The following is an 18031-nucleotide window of genomic DNA, read 5'->3' on the forward strand; positions in this document are numbered from 1 at the left end:
TTAAACCTACCAATCTAATATGAAACACTTTTACAAAAACTTACGCGCGCAGGAACTGCACGTGCTTCTGATGCTTTGCCTCATACTTTTCACTCAGTGCACAAGCAACAGGCTTTCGATGCGGGAAGGGCAGAAGATTGAGGAGCTTGGTGTTTGCCTGACATTTGCTCCAAACGTTCCGGCAGAATTCCAGGAGCAGTTCGAAGAGTCGCTGGACCAGTATATCGTAAAGTATAACAGTGAAGCGCACGCCTTCAAACTTACTGAATGCCAGGACAACAGCTCGCTGCAGCTCAGAATTGAAGATGTAAAATACACCACTTCCACTGATCGGGCCACTGGAATTGTTGTGAGTGCGCTGGGGTTAGTAGCCTTGCCTGCCGTACTTGTTTCTTCGGGAGCCCAGTTTATAGCTGCTTTCTATTACTTCCCCAATAACTTCACCTTAGCTACCACTGCTTTCAGCAACGATATTGCCCATCCTTCACTTGGGGTAATGCAGAAAGTGTATAAAACAGGTGGTATGTTTGGCAACGATGAAAAGCAAAGAATAAGGCACGCAAAGAAATTTGAATTGCACTTGAATACGCTGTTTACTGAGATAGAATCAACGTACAGAAAAACATCTGGAAGAAGAGCAAAGGGGATGGCCAACTCAGGTCCAGTTGAGCTGGATAACTCGGCCTCTAACTAACTGCTCTGCCCTACAGGTGCTTCTTATAGTATTTATCCTGTAGCGTTCCCTCATATTTCCACAAAAAGCCTTGGCAGCCAAATCTTTGCAGAGCGGACACCAAGGCTTTTTCACTTTCCTTACCAGCTTATAACAACTGTATAATAATTATTCTAATGCCTCTGCAGGCATTTTAAAACTCTGCTTCAATTCCCGAAGTAACTCCTACAGGTTCAATAAGTAATTCTGTCGCATACAGCAGCAGGTAGCATAACTAAATCAGACAAAAGCGAAATCCTGTTTGATAAAAATGACATATTGACAGACAAAAACAGCGATTTCCCCCTTGGCACAAGGGTTGATATAATAGAGGAAAATAGAAATCAAGTATAGGAACGATATAATAAAACTATAGAATGGGAAAAATAATTGGTATTGACTTAGGTACAACCAACTCTTGCGTTGCCGTAATGGAAGGTAACGAGCCAGTTGTTATACCTAACAGCGAAGGCCGCAGAACTACTCCATCTATCGTTGCTTTTCTGGATAACGGAAACGGCGAGCGTAAAGTAGGTGATCCGGCTAAACGTCAGGCGATCACAAATCCTCAGAACACAATTGCTTCTATCAAGCGCTTCATGGGCCACAGCTATAATGAAGTTACTGAAGAAGCAAAGCAGGTATCTTATAAGGTACAGCAGGGTAGCAACAATACGGTACGTGTTCAGATCGGCGACAGAGAGTATACACCACAGGAAATCTCTGCTATGGTCCTTCAGAAAATGAAGGCTACCGCAGAAGATTACCTGGGCACAACAGTAACGGAGGCGGTAATTACCGTGCCGGCTTACTTTAACGATGCGCAGCGCCAGGCTACAAAAGAGGCTGGTCAGATTGCGGGTCTTGAAGTAAAGCGTATTATTAACGAGCCTACAGCAGCAGCGCTTGCTTACGGTTTGGACAAGAAGCACAAAGATCAGAAGATCGCGGTGTTCGACCTTGGTGGTGGTACGTTCGATATTTCGATACTGGAATTGGGTGATGGCGTGTTTGAAGTATTATCTACAAACGGTGACACGCACCTGGGTGGTGACGACTTTGATGCAGTGATCATCAATTGGCTTGCAGAGGAGTTTAAGAAAGACGAAGGCATAGACCTGCGTAAAGATCCAATGGCACTGCAGCGTCTGAAAGAAGCTGCTGAAAAAGCTAAGATTGAGCTTTCTTCTTCTAACGAAACAGAAATCAACTTGCCATACATCATGCCGGTTGACGGTGTGCCAAAGCACCTGGTGCGCAAGTTAACACGCGCTAAGTTTGAGCAGCTTTCTGATGACCTGATCCGTCGTTCAATGGAGCCTTGTAAGAAAGCCCTTCAGGATGCCGGTCTGTCAACTTCTGACATTGATGAGGTGATTCTTGTAGGTGGTTCTACACGTATCCCTAAGGTGCAGGAAGAAGTTGAGAAGTTCTTCGGCAAGAAGCCTTCGAAAGGTGTGAACCCGGATGAGGTAGTAGCGATTGGTGCTGCGATTCAGGGTGGTGTTTTAACAGGTGAAGTAAAAGATGTACTTCTACTGGACGTAACGCCTCTTTCACTGGGTATTGAAACAATGGGTGGTGTGATGACTAAACTGATTGAGTCGAACACTACGATTCCGACGAAGAAGGCTGAGACATTCTCTACTGCTTCGGATAACCAGCCGTCTGTTGAGATCCACGTGCTACAGGGTGAGCGCCCAATGGCGAAGGATAACCGCACCATCGGTAGATTCCACCTGGATGGTATTCCACCAGCTCCACGTGGTGTTCCTCAGATCGAAGTAATATTTGACATCGATGCTAACGGTATTCTGCACGTAACTGCGAAGGATAAAGCCACAGGCAAAGAGCAGAAGATCCGTATTGAAGCTTCTTCTGGTCTGAGTGAGCAGGAGATCGAGAAGATGCGTCAGGAGGCAGAGGCCAATGCTGAAGCCGATAAGAAAGCGAAGGAAGAGATCGAGAAGCTGAACGCAGCCGACTCTATGATTTTCCAGACGGAGAAGCAGCTGAAGGAGTATGGCGATAAGCTGTCTGCTGGCAATAAGTCTAACATCGAGAACGCTCTTGCTGAGTTGAAGAAAGCACACGAGTCTAAAGACGTGGCAGGCATCGACAAAGCAATTGAAAACCTGAACAATGCATGGAGTGCAGCCTCTCAGGAGATGTACAATGCAACGCAAGGTGGTGCTCCAGGGGGCGATGGCCAGCCGGGAGGTCAGCCGGGCGCTGAACAGGGCGCAGCCAATGATGGCGGCGTAACTGATGTAGATTACGAAGAAGTAGACGGGAACAAGTAATCCGTAGACATACAAAACAAAAAATCCCCTGCCGGTTTCGGCAGGGGATTTTTTGTTTTGTAGTATAAACCATCGTATATAGCGGCTTCAAAGAAATATCTATGAAGCGACTTATACTTTTAGCCTGCTGCATGTTTGCTTTACTGCAGGCCTCTGCACAGATTCAACCAAAATCCTACTTTATAACAACTGATGTTGGCTTGAATACACAGAAAGATGGCAGAGGCAATGATTTCCACTTTTATCAGGTAAGCACTTCTGTAAGTAGTATGGTTTCTGAAAAATGGGCCGCAGGAGTTTTTGCAGAATATGGCAGAGGTATTTCTGAAGTTGAAACCACAAACGATAACAACTCATTTAACATGAGCTTCTACGAATATTATAAGCAAAAAAGAAGCTCATGGCACTTTGGTTCGCAGGCACGTTTTTACTATCCTGTTAAACTCAGGCTCTATGTTTTTGGCGAAGGTCGGGTTGGCGTTAAGTACGAATCCGCTGACAGCGAGTATCTTTCCTCTAGTTTTGTAAAAAGCGATCCGGAGCGTACAACAGCTAAGTCTGGCGGTTCAGAACAAACCTCTGCTCTCTCTGTGCAAGGTGTTGTTTCACCTGGTATTGCTTACTTCCTGACACCCAAAATTGGTCTGGAGTTAAAGCTTAACCTACTGCACTACAATCATATTCTTGATGACAGTACCTCTCCTGATGGCGCAGAGCATCCTCATGACTTTAGTGCCGATTTTGGTTTATCCAGTACCAGAATCGGAGCAAGCTTTTACTTCTAGAGGTTAGTCATATAAAAGGCCACTAGTGAATAGTGGCCTTTTTATTTATACTTTAATGCTTAATCTAAATCCCTATCCCCTCTTTTCAGCTCCTCCACAGAGCGCATCACTTTATCCTTTAGTCCTGTTTTGTACTTCTCCAGCTTATCAGCTACAGCAGCGCTACTGGTACCAATAATTTGCGCTGCAAGTATTCCGGCATTCAAGGCACCATCTAAAGCAACAGTAGCCACGGGCACGCCACCCGGCATCTGAAGTATAGACAGCACAGAATCCCATCCATCGATAGAGTTACTTGATTTTACCGGCACGCCAATAACTGGTAGTGTTGTAATAGAAGCTACCATACCTGGCAAATGCGCTGCCCCTCCTGCTCCTGCGATGATTACTTTCAAGCCTCTCTTGCGGGCGTTCTCCGCATACTCAAACATGCGGTGCGGCGTACGATGAGCCGACACAATGGTCAGTTCATAAGGTACTCCAAGGGTTTCCAGTATTTCAGCGGCAGCATCCATCACTCTAAGGTCGGATTGGCTACCCATGATAATTCCTACTAAGGGTTGTTTTGTAGTTTCGTCGGCCATGGTTTATGCTTTTACTTTGATCACATTTTTAACAGAATCAGCACGATGCTGCGCTTCTTCTATGTTTTTACCCAGCACCGTGATGTGTCCCATTTTACGGGCAGGGCGGGTATACTTTTTGCCGTACAAATGAATGTAAACACCTGGCACAGCTAAAGCCTCCTGCAGACCTTCATATTTTGCCTCCCCATCAAAACCAGGCTCGCCCAGCAGGTTTAGCATAACGGCAGCACTCTGTATCTCTGTAGAACCCAGCGGAAGGTTAAGGATAGCACGCAGGTGCTGTTCGTACTGCGATGTGTAATTTGCTTTGATCGTATGGTGCCCACTGTTGTGCGGCCGAGGAGCGACCTCATTTACTAATATCTGGCCATCCTTTGTCAGGAACATTTCTACAGCAAGTATGCCTACCATATTAAAACTTTCTATTACGCGCGTAGCAATTTCAATGGCAAGGCGCTGCAGTTTGTAAGGCACATTGGCAGGCGCAAAAAGAGAATCCACCAGGTTGTGTTCCGGATGAAAACTAAGCTCTACCACCGGGAATGCCGTTATTTCGCCACTTTCATTTCGGGCGACGATCACAGAGATCTCCTTCTCGAAATCTACCAGTTTCTCCAGTACCGATGGTTCTTCAAATGCCTTTGCTGTATCAGCAGCAGCTCCCAGCCTTGTCACTCCACGCCCATCATACCCTTCACGGCGCAACTTCTGAAAAGCTGGCAAAAAATGCAGGTTGTCTTCCAGCTCTGCTTTATTCTTTAAGATCAGAAAATCTGAGGTAGGGATGTTATGCTTTCTATAGAACTCCTTTTGCAGTCCTTTATCCTGAATAGTGCGTACTGTTTTGGCATCCGGATAAACCTTTACACCCTCCTGTTCCAGTTTTTCAAGCGCATCAGCATTTACGTGCTCAATCTCAATGGTGAGGATATCACAGTTCCTGCCAAACTCATAAACGGTGTCGAAGTCCCGGAAGCTTCCCACGAAGAACTCATTACAAACATCTTTGCAGGGAGCGTTCTCGTCAGGGTCTAGTACTAAGGTATACAGGTTAAAATCTAACCCGGCCTGCATCAGCATGCGCCCCAACTGCCCGCCGCCAAGAATGCCTAGCTTTACTTCTCCTTTCATTTGTGATTTTGGTTTTAAAATGATCGTTTCTCAAAAATACAGAATATACTTTAATCACCCTCCTCTTATCGGGCATAACCGCCAAAGCTTTGTTTTACATGTATAAAGACCTATATTTAAGGCTATACTTTTTCGCACCTTTAGCTATTCATGGAAATCATACTTGCCACTTTCTCTGCTTTATTCTCTGTTGTTAACCCTTTTGGCGCCATGCCCGTCTTCCTTACCCTTACCCAGGATGACACCCCTGTTAGCCGGAATCAGCAGGCACTGAAGGCTTGTTTATACATGGTAGGAATATTGGCAGTGTTCTTTCTGGCCGGGCAATATGTGCTTAACTTTTTCGGCATCCGAATTCATGACTTACGCATCGCCGGAGGACTGATGATCATGAAGGCAGGATTTGACTTACTTACTCCAGGAGCAAACAAGAAGAAAATATCTCCGGAAGTTGTGGAAGAAGGGCAGCAGAAAGAAGATATTTCCTTCACTCCACTTGCCATGCCCATGCTTTCCGGACCAGGTGCAATTGCTATTAGTATAGGCTTGTTCACTACCTCCCTGTCTTACCTGGACATGATAATGATCCTGATTGGCATCATCTTATTGGCTGCAGTAAGCTATATTATCCTGCGTTTCTCTTACCAGCTGACGCGGTACATGGGCAAGTCCGGTCTGGCAGCCCTTTCCCGCATCATGGGCTTTATTGTGCTCTCTATCGGAGTAAACTTCATTGTATCTGCTCTTACAGCCCTTTTCTTTACAGAAAGGTAAAATACAGATAGTCAAATATCCGAGTCTTACCGAAAAAGAGTCGGAAAACTGTCTCTGCATAAATCCGGAAGGCCTGAAAAGCGTAGGTGTACGAACATACCCTCAGATTGATGATAACAATCACTTTCTGACAATCGGCATTTTTAACTTATCTTTGCGCCATGCAATTGAAAAACGATCTGCTTATCAGAGCCGCCAAAGGTGAGGCGGTAGAACGTACTCCGGTTTGGCTGATGCGCCAGGCTGGCCGAATCTTACCAGAATACAGAGCTGTGCGTAACAGCCTCAGTGGTTTTAAAGAACTGGTAGAAACACCTGAACTTGCCGCAGAGGTAACCATCCAGCCAGTGGACATATTGGATGTAGATGCTGCCATCATTTTCTCCGACATTTTAGTAGTACCCGAGGCCATGGGCTGTACTTATGAAATGATTGAGAAGCGTGGTCCCATTTTCCCGAGGACGATACGTACCGAAGAAGACATGAAGCGCTTAAGAGTAGCTGATCCACACGAGCACCTGCAATATGTACTGGATGCAATAAAGGTGACGAAAAGGGCTCTTAACGGGCGCGTGCCACTAATCGGATTTGCAGGGGCTCCCTGGACTATCCTTGCTTATATGGTGGAAGGAAGCGGCTCAAAGACTTTCTCGCATGCACGCGGAATGCTTTATACTAATCCTAAACTGGCGCACCAGTTACTGCGCATGATCACTGATACCACTACAGCTTACCTGAAGGCTCAGGTTGAGGCCGGCGCAAACCTGATCCAGATTTTTGATTCATGGGCTGGCATTCTTTCTCCGGCTCATTATCGTGAATTCGCTTTGCCATATATTTCAGAAATTTGCAATGCTATTCGTAATGTTCCGGTTACAGTCTTCGCCAAAGGTGCATTCTTCGCCCTGGAGGATTTCAGCAAACTAAACTGTGAAACCATAGGACTGGACTGGCATATGGAAATTGCCAGGGCACGCCAGGAAGTAGGACCTAATAAAACATTGCAAGGCAACATGGACCCCTGCCTTCTTTATAGCTCTTTTGATACAATACAGAAGGAGACAATAAAGATGCTGAAGGAATTTGGTCCGCAGCGCCACATTGCTAATTTAGGGCATGGCGTTTACCCTGATACGGATCCTGAGAAAGTAAAATGCTTCATTCAGACAGTAAAAGAATATGGTAGCGCAGTAAGTCAGAGCTAACTATACTACTCCGCAAAAAATAAGGCCTGCTGTTTTCATAGCAGGCCTTATTTTTTGAAAGTCACTTGGGTTAACCAACCGCCAGGTGAGTTTCCGGGTATTTGTGGTTTGTTGAAGTTGTACGTGTGCTTAATGCGAGGGCCAGTGTCAGCGTTCCTACCCTGCCAATATACATAGACATGATGATAACTACTTTACCAAAATCAGAAAGGCCAGCCGTTATTCCGGTACTTAAGCCTACCGTAGCAAAAGCTGATACCTGCTCAAAAGCCAGCTTCATAATATCATACTGCGCATCTGTGATAGAAAGAATAAAGATGAACAGGATGTTGAGCATGGCAGCGAAGGTGAAAATTGAAAAAGCTTTGTAAGAAACAGAATGCGGTATGGTACGATGTCCTATCTCCATGTTACGTTTATTTCTGATAGTTGCTAAAACAGAGATCAGAATTACAGTGAACGTTGTAGTCTTTATACCACCAGCCGTTGATCCTGGAGACCCTCCGATAAACATTAGAAAAATAAACATCATCAGAGTAGGTACGTTCAGCGCAGAAATATCTACAGTGTTAAACCCTGCAGTACGGGTGGTTACCGATTGGAAGAATGAAGCTATTAAAGCCTCCACAAAGTTCTTTTCTGCCAACGTATTGTAGTACTCCAGCAGAAAGAAACCGACTGTACCCATTAAAAGCAGCAAAGCGGAAGTATAAATTGTTACCCTCGACAGCATCTTCCAATTTTTCCAGGGAGCGCGTAACCTTGCACGCATTGCGCTTGGTGACAGCACGTCGAGAATTGTTGGAAAGCCTATTCCCCCAAAAATGATCAGCATAGCTACCACCAGATGCAGCACGTAAGCAAACCTGACAGGCTGGGTGTATAGTCCTTCAGGATACAAAGAAAAACCAGCGTTACAGAAGGCCGAAACGGAATGAAAAATAGAGAAGAATATTTTGGTGCCAAGGTTGGTAAATTCAGCAGCTGGCCCCCAGGACATAAAAATAATAAGAGCACCAATAGCCTCTATAGAAAACGTCAGGACAATCAGCTTTTGTAAAAGTCCCTTAGTAGAGTATAGCGTCTCGCTTTCCAGCAACTCGTGCATAGCAACGTGCTGCTTTATCCCTACCCCCTGCCGCATAAGGGAGGCAAAGAAAGTGGCAAATGTAAGAATACCTAAACCACCCATCTGAATCAGCGTGAGCAGCACTACCTGCCCTGCAAAGGTAAAATAGGTACCAGGGTCAACTACGGCCAGTCCTGTAACGCAGGAGGCACTTGTAGCCATAAACAAAGCATCCACGAAACGCATCCCTTCCGGTGCATTCGTCATTTTAGGAAGCATGAATAAGCCTGCTCCCACAAAAACAAGGAAGACAAAGCTCATGATGAAGGTAATGGAAGGCTTGAGCTGAACTGTTTTCAGGTGGACCCTCGTTTCCAGCAGTTCCACAACTAAGAGCACCAGCATGTAGAAAGATACCAACACCCGATACAGCTCCACAGAAAGCGGAATTCCTACTCCCTCGAATACGTTATAAACTACCGGAAAATCCAGCATGTATGTTCCTACCTGGTTCACAAGCACAATGGCCATCAAAATACCTTCAAACCAGGTCCGCTGGAGAAACTTTACACGCTCAAAAGCATATAGAATACGCAGGAAATAGATTATAACAAAGATGGCAAAGATTATGTCTATGGCATAATAGAGCATCCGAAGTCTTTCGGGACTCTCTACTACTCCATGCGCGTACACCAGAAGCCCGACTGCCAATATCGACAGCACATAAGTAGTGCGCCGCATGGTGGCATAGACTCTGAGCTTACTACCGTAAAGTACCCTGTTAAGCGTTTCTGTATTCATGTGTTTCGAATAACCTGATTTGCTTTGCCTCTTCCAGGAGGCGCTGTTTATTTACAGGCACTACGCCTACCTGCTCACACACCAATCCTCCTCCCAGGTTACTTAAACCAGCCAGGAACGGTGCTGATGCATTTAGGGCCATACAAAGTGCGGCAATGCTGATCACCGTATCTCCGGCTCCCGATACATCAGAGATAGAGCGGCGGTGAGCCTGAATATAGGTCTTCTCATGGCCATCAGCTACAAAAACCCCTCTTTCCGATAAGGTTACCAGCACTTGCTGTACCTGGAGCTGTGCCTGCAAGGCAGCAACAGCCTCCTCAAAAGCATGCAGGTTTTCATCTGCAAAATCAACTTTAAGGCCTTCACGCAGCTCCTTGAGGTTAGGTTTAAAAAGCGTACACCCTGTATAGCTCAGGAAATTCTTCTTTTTAGGATCTACTACAGTAGGTATGTTATGTTCTTTAGCCAGGTTGATAAAGCGCTGGATGTTATTCTCTGAAAAAACACCCTTGTCGTAATCTTCAAAGATAACTACATCAACCTTCTCTAGAAGCTGAAGGTATCGCTCTTCCAGGTGGCGCTCCTCATAAGCCGTCAGGTTATGCTCAATTTCTGAATCAACGCGCAGAAGTTGCTGTGCTCCTGCAATAATGCGATGCTTAATAGTGGTTACTCTTTCCGCGCTCTGCACAATCCCCTGCGTTGACAGGTCTTTTTCCTCCATCAACCGCAGGTAATCTGCTCCGTCCTGGTCATCGCCAATAACAGAGCATAATAACGGAGTTGCCCCTAATGCCTGCACGTTCAGTGCCACGTTGGCAGCCCCACCCAAACGCTTCTCACGCTTCACTACATTTACTATGGGCACAGGAGCTTCCGGGGAAATACGGTTTGATTTGCCCCACAGGTAAGAGTCAATCATCACATCGCCCACAATAAGCACATGCAGCTTATCGAAGGCTGAAAAAAGTTCTTCTATGCTGTTGATCTGATCCATTACTGAAGTTTAGCAAGGCTCTTCTTAATTCGGCTGAGCGCTTCTGTCAGCTTTTCATCAGATGTGGCATATGAAAAACGCATGCATTGCGGAGCACCAAAGGCCTCGCCACTTACCACTGCTACATGTGCATCTGTTAACAGGAACATGCTCAGGTCAAGGGCAGACTCAATGGTCTTGCCTTCATGGCTCTTGCCAAAGTAGGCGCTTACATCAGGAAAAATATAAAATGCACCAGCCGGCACATATGTTTTAAAGCCAGGGATGTCCTGCATCAGGTCCAACAACAGGTTCCGGCGGCGGCGATATGCCTCAGTCATCTCAAGGGAGGCAGCATTCCCACCTTGAAGAGCGGTAGTAGCTGCCTTTTGTGCTATGGAGCATGTACCAGAGGTGATCTGGCTCTGCATCTTGTCACATGCTGCGGCAATATCTTTGTGTGCCGCCAGGTATCCTACACGCCATCCGGTCATGGCATAGCCCTTCGAGAAGCCGTTAACTGTAATTACACGGTCACGGATAAAATCGATATTAGCCATGCTGGCATGTTTGCCTTCAAAATTTATGTACTCGTAAATTTCATCAGCTATTACAATGATCTGAGGATGCTTCTCCAGCACTTTAGCAATTGCCATCAACTCCTCCTCGGTAAACACAGCACCTGTCGGGTTACAAGGAGAGGAGTACATCACCACTTTGGTATCAGAGGTGATAGCTTTTTCAAGCTGCTCAGCAGTCACTTTATAGTCATTCTCCATTCTGCCCACTAGCGGAACAGGCACCCCCTCGGCTAATTTTACGATCTCCTCGTAGGATACCCAGTAGGGTGAAAAAATGATCACTTCATCCCCGGGGTTAGTGAGGCAAAGCACCGCATTGGCTATACTCTGCTTGGCACCCGTAGAGACTACAATATTTTCCGGCTTATAATCCAGGTTGTTATCGCGCTTGAACTTATTGGCAATTTCCTGGCGCAGCTCTGGATAACCTGCCACAGGCGTATAGAAGGTAAAACCATCATCTATCGCCTTCTTCGCTGCGTCTTTTATATACTGAGGAGTTTGAAAATCGGGCTCACCAAAACTCAGATTGATCACATCGTAGCCCTGAGCGGCTAATTCACGGGCCCTTTTGGCCATGGCAATGGTCTGTGACTCCGATAAGGCAGAGATTCTATCTGAAAGTATGGCTTTCACCTCTTCTAATTCGTGCATAGGGTATTTGTATTTAGCTGGCAATTTACTCATAATGCAACAGACTTTCCAGCCGAAGTCCTGCCAGCTTTATTATTGATGCCTATTTTGACAATAATTTTGGGTGAGCTGAGAATGAATTTAAGTAAAATAAAAAAGATACAGCTATTCAACTGTATCTTTCCCATGTTACTTTAAGATTATGTTAAACTTTACCGTAGGCAGTGCGTTCCACAATGCTTCGGCCAAGGGTTATCTCATCCGTATATTCTAGTTCTCCTCCTACAGGCACACCACGGGCAATGGTGGTAATCCGTACATCATGATCCCGCAATTTTCGGGTAAGGTAGAAAGCCGTTGTGTCACCTTCCATAGTGGGGCTAATTGCGAAAAGCAGTTCCTTAACTTCAGATTTAGGCAGGCGTTCCAGCAACGAATCAATATTTAAATCCGAAGGACCGATGCCTTCAATTGGAGAAATTACACCACCCAACACATGGTACAGGCCTTTGTATTGTGACGTATTCTCTATTGCAATCACATCTCGAATATCACTTACCACACACAACAAACTCTTGTCGCGCAGCGGATTGGAGCAGATGCTGCAAATTTCAGTATCAGAAATATTGTGGCAATTCTTACAATGCTTCACATCTGTACGCATTTTCACCAGGGCCTCTGCCAACGAAAAGGTACCTTCTGTTTCTTCCTTTAACAGGTGCAGTGCCAGTCGCAGCGCGGTTTTCCTGCCAACGCCGGGCAGCTTTGCCAGCTCCTCCACGGCATTTTCAATTAACTTCGACGGAAATTCCATTTAACCTCCCCTACTATTCAATATCCGCCGACAAGTCTTTGTCATGCAAGGCAGTGCACATTCCCTTCAGCTCATCAAACGAGCCAACTTTAACGGTGCATTTCCCTTTGTAATGTATAAGCAGTGTACACTGCTCTGCCTGCTCTGCAGTATGCCCACAAATCTTGATTAGTGTTTCAATCACATGATCAAACGTATTCACATCATCGTTGTACACCACCAGGTTGCGCAGGTCTGTGCTTTCTTCCAGCAGCTCTACCTCAAACTCTTCCTTATGAAAAATATCTGTATCCCAATTCATAGTACAAAAATACAAAAAAATAAGCATTAAACGAAGTAGTACCCTAAGTATAAACCAACTACAGATGCTGCATTCTATAAGTTAGGGTATAGTTTTCAACAAAGGCAGCGGGCGTATGATTCCGCCAAATTCCGCTATTCTTAAAGTAATACAGCACAGCAATTTGAAAGGAGTTACCAGGAAATAGGCGCTATTCTTGTTCTACTGGTAAATAAAGACTTTCTTGTATATCCATACTTCAAACTCAACAGGTAAATTACTGTATATTCTCATGATCATTTCTCACCATTACAGGAGGTTAACACTGTTCTTTGTGCTGATGGCGGCTACGCTGCAGCTACAGGCCCAGAACAAGATGTTGACCATGGAAGATGCCATCACGAACCCTGCGTTGCTGCCAGAAAATCTGCGACAGCTCACTTGGGTGGCAGAAACGGATGACTTCTCTTATGTTAAACAAACAAATGGAGAACAGGTTTTAATGCGCGGCAGCGCTAAATCTCCCAGGCAAACGGAGCTGCTGCCTCTTAGTAAACTTAGCAGTGCCCTTGAAGCAGCAGGAGCCGAAAAGCTGAACTCCTACCCTATTCTGCACTGGGCAGACGGTAACAGCTTTGTTATCAACACGCAAAACAAGATCTACCGGTATGATTTAAGATCAGGCAAAGCGGCTGTTGTAACAACCTACTCACCGGAAGCTGATTATTCTGAACTAGATCCGACCTTACAGCGTGTGGCCTACACCAAAGGTAACAACCTCTATGTTTCTTCTCCTGGCGCACCGGATGCAGCTGTTTCAGAGGAAGCAAATGTTGCTATTGTTTTCGGACAAGCGGCACACCGTTCTGAGTTTGGGATCACCAAGGGTACCTTCTGGTCGCCAAGTGGCAGTATGTTAGCATTTTACCGCATGGACCAAAGCATGGTTACTGATTATCCTTTGGTTGATGTTAACCCCCTCCCTGCCAGGCAGAACGCCATTAAATACCCTATGGCTGGTGGTAAAAGCCATCATGTAACAGTTGGTATCTTCAATACGGCTAAAAAGAAGGTAACCTACCTCAAAACAGGTGAGCCCGCAGAACAATACTTAACGAATGTAACCTGGAGTCCGGATGAGAAGCATATTTATGTGGCTGTACTGAACCGGGATCAGAACCACATGAAGTTAAACAGGTATGATGCTTTAACAGGTGAATTTGAGAAGACGCTCTTCGAAGAGAAAAATGAGAAGTACGTGGAACCTGAGCACAGCCTGTACTTTGTGCCTACCAAGCCAGACCGTTTTGTCTGGATAAGTGAGCGTACCGGCTTTGATCACTTGTACCTCTACGACAGAAATGGAAAGCAGATCCGGCAGTTAACAAACGGCGACTGGATGGTAACCGAAGTGCTTGGTTTTAGCCCGAAAGGCGATGAACTATACTATACATCTACAGCTGAAGGTCCACTGGAGCGTCATGTCTACTCTGTTAATCTTAACAATGGCAAAGTAAAGAAATTATCACAGGGTACAGGCACCCATCATGCACAGCTGAGTCCAGGCAGCAAATACATTATCGATAACTATAGCAGCCAGTTTATTCCGCGGAAGATATGGATCCTGAACAGCGAAGGGAAAGTAGCACAGACCTTGCTAACTGCAACAAACCCACTCACAGAGTATAAGTTAGGAGAAACAACCATTTTTCCGATAAAGGCTGATGATGGCACTGCCTTGTATGCCCGTATGATTACACCTCCCGATATGGATAAGAATAAAAAATATCCGGTGGTAGTTTACGTGTATGGTGGACCGCATGTGCAGTTAGTTACCAATAGCTGGCTGGGAGGAGCAAATCTTTGGATGCACCTGATGGCCCAGAAAGGCTATATCGTATTTACCCTGGATTCCCGTGGCTCAGGAAATCGTGGCTTGGCCTTCGAGCAGGCGACGTTTCGACAGTTAGGTACCGTAGAAATGGCTGACCAGCTAAAGGGGGTAGATTACCTGAAATCGTTGCCGTTTGTAGATCAGAACCGGTTAGGCGTACACGGCTGGAGCTTTGGAGGATTTATGACATCATCTTTAATGCTAAGAGCCCCGGAGGTATTTAAAGTAGGTGTAGCTGGTGGCCCGGTGATCGACTGGAAGTACTATGAAGTTATGTACACGGAGCGTTACATGGACACTCCGGAGCAAAACCCACAAGGATTCGAGGAGTCAAGCCTGTTAAACTATGTTTCTAACCTGAAGGGCAAGCTTCTGATGATTCATGGTACTGTGGATGATGTGGTGGTATGGCAGCACAGTCTGCAATTTGTGAAGAAGGCAGTAGATGAAGGTATACTTTTAGATTATTTTGTTTATCCTGGTCATCCTCACAATGTTAGAGGCAAAGATCGCGTTCATCTAATGCGAAAAGTTACGCAGTACTTTGACGAAAACTTATAAAATTCATAATTTTGTATCAGGCTACTGCTAAAACAGTGGCCTGATGCAAAAAGTTAGCTGCTTTTACACAGGCTATTTTTAGCCAAAAACCTTTAAGGATTTGAAACAGAAAGCAGGCTCCCCTCTGCCCCTACCGGCAAGCAGAGCGGTTAGTAAAAAAAAATTGTCGGACAGCAACAATGACCTTGTGTATTGGTTGTCCCTGGCACCAGAGGCCCGATTAGCGGCCCTGGAACAGTTACGCGACCAGTACCGATTTTTAGTAAAAATGGAGCTGACACACAATTTTCAGGATTTTTTAAAAGAAATAAGCGCCTGCGAAGTAGAGTATCTAATTGCAGGAGGCTTTGCGGTGGCCCTTTATGGCTATCCCCGCTATACCGGTGATATTGATATCTGGATTAACCCTACCGTAGAGAATGCAGGAAAAGTACTAAACGTTCTCAAAAAGCTTGGCTACTCGGAGGAGGATGTTAATTTGGAAGACTTAACCACTCCTGATGTTGTAGTACAATTAGGATACCCGCCAAACCGGATCGATCTATCAACAGGCTTAGCGGGCGTAGATTTTGACGAATGCTGGAAAAACAAATCTGTAATGCCTTTCGGGGAAGTAATGGCCAGTTTTATAAGCCTGGACGATCTCAAGAAAAACAAACAGGCATCAGCACGCCAGCAAGACCTGTTGGATCTGCAAAATCTCCCGTAGCCACTAGTTTATGCCAGCAGTTTCCCCGGCCTTTCGCAAAGCAGTAAAACAACTGAGCGATAAAGAGAAAGAAGCCATTATACTTAAGGCCGTCCGAAGGGATTCTGAACTTTATGACATGCTTTCTTATGAGTTGCAGGAGCTAACGCTGGAGGAGGTGTATGAGCAAAGCGCCGATAAGATTCATGAACTGCTGATTAATGCCAGTGGCCGCAGTCTTGCTAAAGCACTGACAAAGGCTCTGCGAAAATCACAGAAAGAGATTGCACGTTTTAAGCGGGTTACGAAGGAGCCAAAGTCTGAAATCGAATTGCACTTGTACACTTTGCGATTAATCTTCAATAACTTTACAGGCCAGTTTGACAGCTACTACAAAGGCTTTTATACTGCTTCTGCCAGATTGTTGCTACGCACTATGCAGCTCATCCGAAAAAATCTTCACGAGGACTACTACCTGGAGTACAAGTCTGAATTAGATGATTTTTTGCAGCAGGTACACAGCCGCAAAAAGCCTCTGACTGTTGCTCTCCCTCAGGAGTTCGAGGTGGATTAATTCTTTGGCAACTCCCCTACCTTTATCTCCTCCAGATTTATATCAGAGACTTTTTCCAGTTTACCAGCTTCAAAGGCTTTATCATACTGCTCAATCGGTAAGTCCTCATTTGATGTATAATTGATGTAATCCTGAAACCGTATCCCGCCAATTTCACGTGGATTTACAGCTTCCCTAAAACGGGTACCGATACCGTCTTCTTCTTTGTAGCTATAGGCAAGGTAGTCCATTGTATTCCGCTTCTGATGAATCCAATAGATATATTCATCCTCGTGGTCTTCACCACCTCCCTCCTGGGCAAACGTGATTTTAATTTTGTGATAAGGCTCTCCCTTTATGCTTGCCTCTCCTATATACTCTTTTTGTACAGCAGCATCATTCAGGAAGTATGGAAGCATTGCAAAGTAAATCACGGAGTTTACAGAAGAGGTAAAAGCATCCTTCCGCTCCTGTGGCAACTCAACTTCCACATCATTCATGGTACGCTTAAACTCACTGTTGCTCAATACATCGTATACCCGCTGCCCCGTAGAATCGTCAGTAAAAGTGCGACTGTAAATAAAAGCACCGTTATCTCTTAATGCCCGGTAATGCTTATCCCGCAACCTGAAGCTTACAACACTCTGATCAAGGTTAGCACCACCATGTGCAGCTATGGCTGCATCAACAACCTTCTGTGCATCAGGCTTCTCTTTTTGTTTGCATGCAAATATGAAAAGGGCAGACAAGACTATAAGGAATAGAGCGAGGAAGTTCTGTGTTAGTTTCATTTAAAATTGAGGTTTCCCCAAAGATAGGCATTAGAGCTAATAGAATTAAATTGAAAGAGCCGCTCCGCACTTTTTAGATAGTGTGGAGCGGCTCTTTCAACTAAAAATTTATTACTGCTTTGCAGTTACATCAAAAGAGATGGTAAATTCATCTGATATAGCCTTATCACCTAAATTATCAAAGAAGCTGTTAGAACCATATCGCACATCGAATTTAGAGCGATCTACAGTTACATCTGCTGAAGCTTTTACCATGTTCCCCTTCATCTGAACTGTAGCTGGGAAGCTCACCTTCTCAGTCTTCTCTTTAATAGTAAGGTTACCCTCCACGTTGTAGTTCGGCTGCCCGGCTCCTGCATTAGCTACCGGTGTGGCATTCGTGATCTCAAAAGTTGCAGTAGGATATTTTTCAACACCGAAAAAATCATCAGACTTCAAATGACCTTCTAATTTGGTTCTGTCCTCTTCTGCCTCAATGTCAGAATTTGTTATCGTCTTCATATCAACCACAACAGTACCGCCAGCTAATTGATTATTGTTAACAAGAAGCTGTCCATCTTGTAGCTCAATTTCACCCCTGTGCTCACCGGCCACTTTTGTACCGTGCCAGTTAACCTTACTTTCTTCCTCTACAATTTCATAAGCCTGACCTTCAGCAGCAACCGGCTCCTCTGCCACAATAGTGGTGTTCTCAGTGTTTTCATTTGTTGCATCACCACAGGCAGTCATTAAAAGGACTGCTGCAAAAGATGAATAAAATAATGTCTTTTTCATGTCTATAAATTTACTTGTAATTAGGAATGACAATTTTAAATGTACATACAATAAATGTCTATACAAAATAAGTCTGGTATTGTTTCTCCTGATTTATTCTTAACTCCCTATAATTA

Annotated in this window: 17 protein-coding genes; 8 read left to right on the forward strand and 9 right to left on the reverse strand. The window is 45.0% G+C overall.

Features of this window, described 5'->3' with window-relative positions; translation table 11 throughout:
* Positions 1-19: 19 nt before the first annotated feature.
* From ACFSRY_RS10830 to ACFSRY_RS10840, 3 genes are all read left to right on the forward strand, one after another.
* On the forward strand, positions 20-694 hold the full coding sequence (locus ACFSRY_RS10830) for a hypothetical protein (RefSeq protein ID WP_377506808.1): 675 nt from the start codon (positions 20-22) through the stop codon (positions 692-694).
* A 395-nt stretch (positions 695-1089) separates the two neighbouring features.
* Positions 1090-3015, forward strand: coding sequence for a molecular chaperone DnaK (gene dnaK, locus ACFSRY_RS10835; RefSeq protein ID WP_377506811.1), 1926 nt, complete (start codon positions 1090-1092; stop codon positions 3013-3015).
* A gap of 101 nt (positions 3016-3116) precedes the next feature.
* On the forward strand, positions 3117-3800 hold the full coding sequence (locus ACFSRY_RS10840) for a hypothetical protein (protein WP_377506814.1): 684 nt from the start codon (positions 3117-3119) through the stop codon (positions 3798-3800).
* Between the two features lie 59 nt (positions 3801-3859).
* Here ACFSRY_RS10840 and purE read toward each other — a convergent pair whose 3' ends face one another.
* Both purE and ACFSRY_RS10850 read right to left on the reverse strand, forming a co-directional pair.
* Positions 3860-4384, reverse strand: coding sequence for a 5-(carboxyamino)imidazole ribonucleotide mutase (gene purE, locus ACFSRY_RS10845; RefSeq protein ID WP_377506817.1), 525 nt, complete (start codon positions 4382-4384; stop codon positions 3860-3862).
* A gap of 3 nt (positions 4385-4387) precedes the next feature.
* Entirely contained in the window at positions 4388-5518 is a 1131-nt protein-coding gene (locus ACFSRY_RS10850) for a 5-(carboxyamino)imidazole ribonucleotide synthase (RefSeq protein ID WP_377506820.1), read from the reverse strand.
* A gap of 150 nt (positions 5519-5668) precedes the next feature.
* Between ACFSRY_RS10850 and ACFSRY_RS10855 the strand changes: the two genes are divergently transcribed.
* Complete coding sequence (locus ACFSRY_RS10855; RefSeq protein WP_377506824.1) at positions 5669-6292, forward strand: MarC family protein; 624 nt, start codon at positions 5669-5671, stop codon at positions 6290-6292.
* Between the two features lie 161 nt (positions 6293-6453).
* Positions 6454-7497 (forward strand): uroporphyrinogen decarboxylase, encoded by a 1044-nt coding sequence (hemE, locus tag ACFSRY_RS10860; protein ID WP_377506827.1) that lies wholly within the window; start codon positions 6454-6456, stop codon positions 7495-7497.
* A gap of 70 nt (positions 7498-7567) precedes the next feature.
* Here the strand turns inward: hemE and ACFSRY_RS10865 are convergent, their stop codons facing one another.
* The 5 genes from ACFSRY_RS10865 to ACFSRY_RS10885 all read right to left on the reverse strand — a co-directional run bounded on the left by ACFSRY_RS10865 (position 7568) and on the right by ACFSRY_RS10885 (position 12675).
* Positions 7568-9367, reverse strand: coding sequence for a TrkH family potassium uptake protein (locus ACFSRY_RS10865; RefSeq protein WP_377506830.1), 1800 nt, complete (start codon positions 9365-9367; stop codon positions 7568-7570).
* The gene (locus ACFSRY_RS10870) at positions 9348-10367 is read right to left on the reverse strand and encodes a bifunctional heptose 7-phosphate kinase/heptose 1-phosphate adenyltransferase (protein ID WP_377506834.1); all 1020 of its coding nucleotides are present in this window, start codon (positions 10365-10367) and stop codon (positions 9348-9350) included. The genes ACFSRY_RS10865 and ACFSRY_RS10870 overlap by 20 nt, the downstream gene beginning before the upstream one ends.
* Positions 10367-11581, reverse strand: coding sequence for a pyridoxal phosphate-dependent aminotransferase (locus tag ACFSRY_RS10875; RefSeq protein WP_377506837.1), 1215 nt, complete (start codon positions 11579-11581; stop codon positions 10367-10369). Before ACFSRY_RS10875 ends, ACFSRY_RS10870 begins: the two co-directional genes overlap by 1 nt.
* A gap of 184 nt (positions 11582-11765) precedes the next feature.
* Positions 11766-12374 (reverse strand): recombination mediator RecR, encoded by a 609-nt coding sequence (gene recR / locus ACFSRY_RS10880; RefSeq protein ID WP_377506840.1) that lies wholly within the window; start codon positions 12372-12374, stop codon positions 11766-11768.
* A 13-nt stretch (positions 12375-12387) separates the two neighbouring features.
* The gene (locus ACFSRY_RS10885) at positions 12388-12675 is read right to left on the reverse strand and encodes an ATP-dependent Clp protease adaptor ClpS (protein WP_377506843.1); all 288 of its coding nucleotides are present in this window, start codon (positions 12673-12675) and stop codon (positions 12388-12390) included.
* Between the two features lie 271 nt (positions 12676-12946).
* Between ACFSRY_RS10885 and ACFSRY_RS10890 the strand changes: the two genes are divergently transcribed.
* From ACFSRY_RS10890 to ACFSRY_RS10900, 3 genes are all read left to right on the forward strand, one after another.
* Positions 12947-15109 carry a S9 family peptidase gene (locus tag ACFSRY_RS10890; RefSeq protein ID WP_377506846.1) on the forward strand — a complete coding sequence of 721 codons (2163 nt, stop codon included), beginning with the start codon at positions 12947-12949 and terminating at the stop codon, positions 15107-15109.
* A 100-nt stretch (positions 15110-15209) separates the two neighbouring features.
* Positions 15210-15818, forward strand: a complete 609-nt coding sequence (locus tag ACFSRY_RS10895; RefSeq protein WP_377506849.1) for a hypothetical protein — start codon at positions 15210-15212, stop codon at positions 15816-15818.
* 10 nt (positions 15819-15828) lie between these two features.
* The gene (locus ACFSRY_RS10900; protein WP_377506852.1) at positions 15829-16371 is read left to right on the forward strand and encodes a hypothetical protein; all 543 of its coding nucleotides are present in this window, start codon (positions 15829-15831) and stop codon (positions 16369-16371) included.
* On the opposite strand, the gene ACFSRY_RS10905 is transcribed toward ACFSRY_RS10900, so the two are convergent.
* A complete protein-coding gene (locus tag ACFSRY_RS10905; protein ID WP_377506855.1) occupies positions 16368-17141 on the reverse strand; it encodes a DUF6503 family protein in 774 nt (257 codons plus the stop codon). The genes ACFSRY_RS10900 and ACFSRY_RS10905 overlap by 4 nt on opposite strands.
* Positions 17142-17252: 111 nt before the next feature.
* Entirely contained in the window at positions 17253-17915 is a 663-nt protein-coding gene (locus ACFSRY_RS10910; protein ID WP_377506859.1) for a YceI family protein, read from the reverse strand.
* Positions 17916-18031 lie beyond the last annotated feature (116 nt).

The organism is Pontibacter locisalis (assembly GCF_042684605.1).
Lineage (GTDB): Bacteria > Bacteroidota > Bacteroidia > Cytophagales > Hymenobacteraceae > Pontibacter > Pontibacter locisalis.

Excerpts from the sequence above, each read along its gene's own strand:
- ACFSRY_RS10830 (WP_377506808.1), top strand. The coding sequence starts at position 20 with ATGAAACACTTTTACAAAAACTTACGCGCGCAGGAACTGCACGTGCTT.
- dnaK (WP_377506811.1), top strand. The coding sequence starts at position 1,090 with ATGGGAAAAATAATTGGTATTGACTTAGGTACAACCAACTCTTGCGTT.
- ACFSRY_RS10840 (WP_377506814.1), top strand. The coding sequence starts at position 3,117 with ATGAAGCGACTTATACTTTTAGCCTGCTGCATGTTTGCTTTACTGCAG.
- purE (WP_377506817.1), bottom strand. The coding sequence starts at position 4,384 with ATGGCCGACGAAACTACAAAACAACCCTTAGTAGGAATTATCATGGGT.
- ACFSRY_RS10850 (WP_377506820.1), bottom strand. The coding sequence starts at position 5,518 with ATGAAAGGAGAAGTAAAGCTAGGCATTCTTGGCGGCGGGCAGTTGGGG.
- ACFSRY_RS10855 (WP_377506824.1), top strand. The coding sequence starts at position 5,669 with ATGGAAATCATACTTGCCACTTTCTCTGCTTTATTCTCTGTTGTTAAC.
- hemE (WP_377506827.1), top strand. The coding sequence starts at position 6,454 with ATGCAATTGAAAAACGATCTGCTTATCAGAGCCGCCAAAGGTGAGGCG.
- ACFSRY_RS10865 (WP_377506830.1), bottom strand. The coding sequence starts at position 9,367 with ATGAATACAGAAACGCTTAACAGGGTACTTTACGGTAGTAAGCTCAGA.
- ACFSRY_RS10870 (WP_377506834.1), bottom strand. The coding sequence starts at position 10,367 with ATGGATCAGATCAACAGCATAGAAGAACTTTTTTCAGCCTTCGATAAG.
- ACFSRY_RS10875 (WP_377506837.1), bottom strand. The coding sequence starts at position 11,581 with ATGCACGAATTAGAAGAGGTGAAAGCCATACTTTCAGATAGAATCTCT.
- recR (WP_377506840.1), bottom strand. The coding sequence starts at position 12,374 with ATGGAATTTCCGTCGAAGTTAATTGAAAATGCCGTGGAGGAGCTGGCA.
- ACFSRY_RS10885 (WP_377506843.1), bottom strand. The coding sequence starts at position 12,675 with ATGAATTGGGATACAGATATTTTTCATAAGGAAGAGTTTGAGGTAGAG.
- ACFSRY_RS10890 (WP_377506846.1), top strand. The coding sequence starts at position 12,947 with ATGATCATTTCTCACCATTACAGGAGGTTAACACTGTTCTTTGTGCTG.
- ACFSRY_RS10900 (WP_377506852.1), top strand. The coding sequence starts at position 15,829 with ATGCCAGCAGTTTCCCCGGCCTTTCGCAAAGCAGTAAAACAACTGAGC.
- ACFSRY_RS10905 (WP_377506855.1), bottom strand. The coding sequence starts at position 17,141 with ATGAAACTAACACAGAACTTCCTCGCTCTATTCCTTATAGTCTTGTCT.
- ACFSRY_RS10910 (WP_377506859.1), bottom strand. The coding sequence starts at position 17,915 with ATGAAAAAGACATTATTTTATTCATCTTTTGCAGCAGTCCTTTTAATG.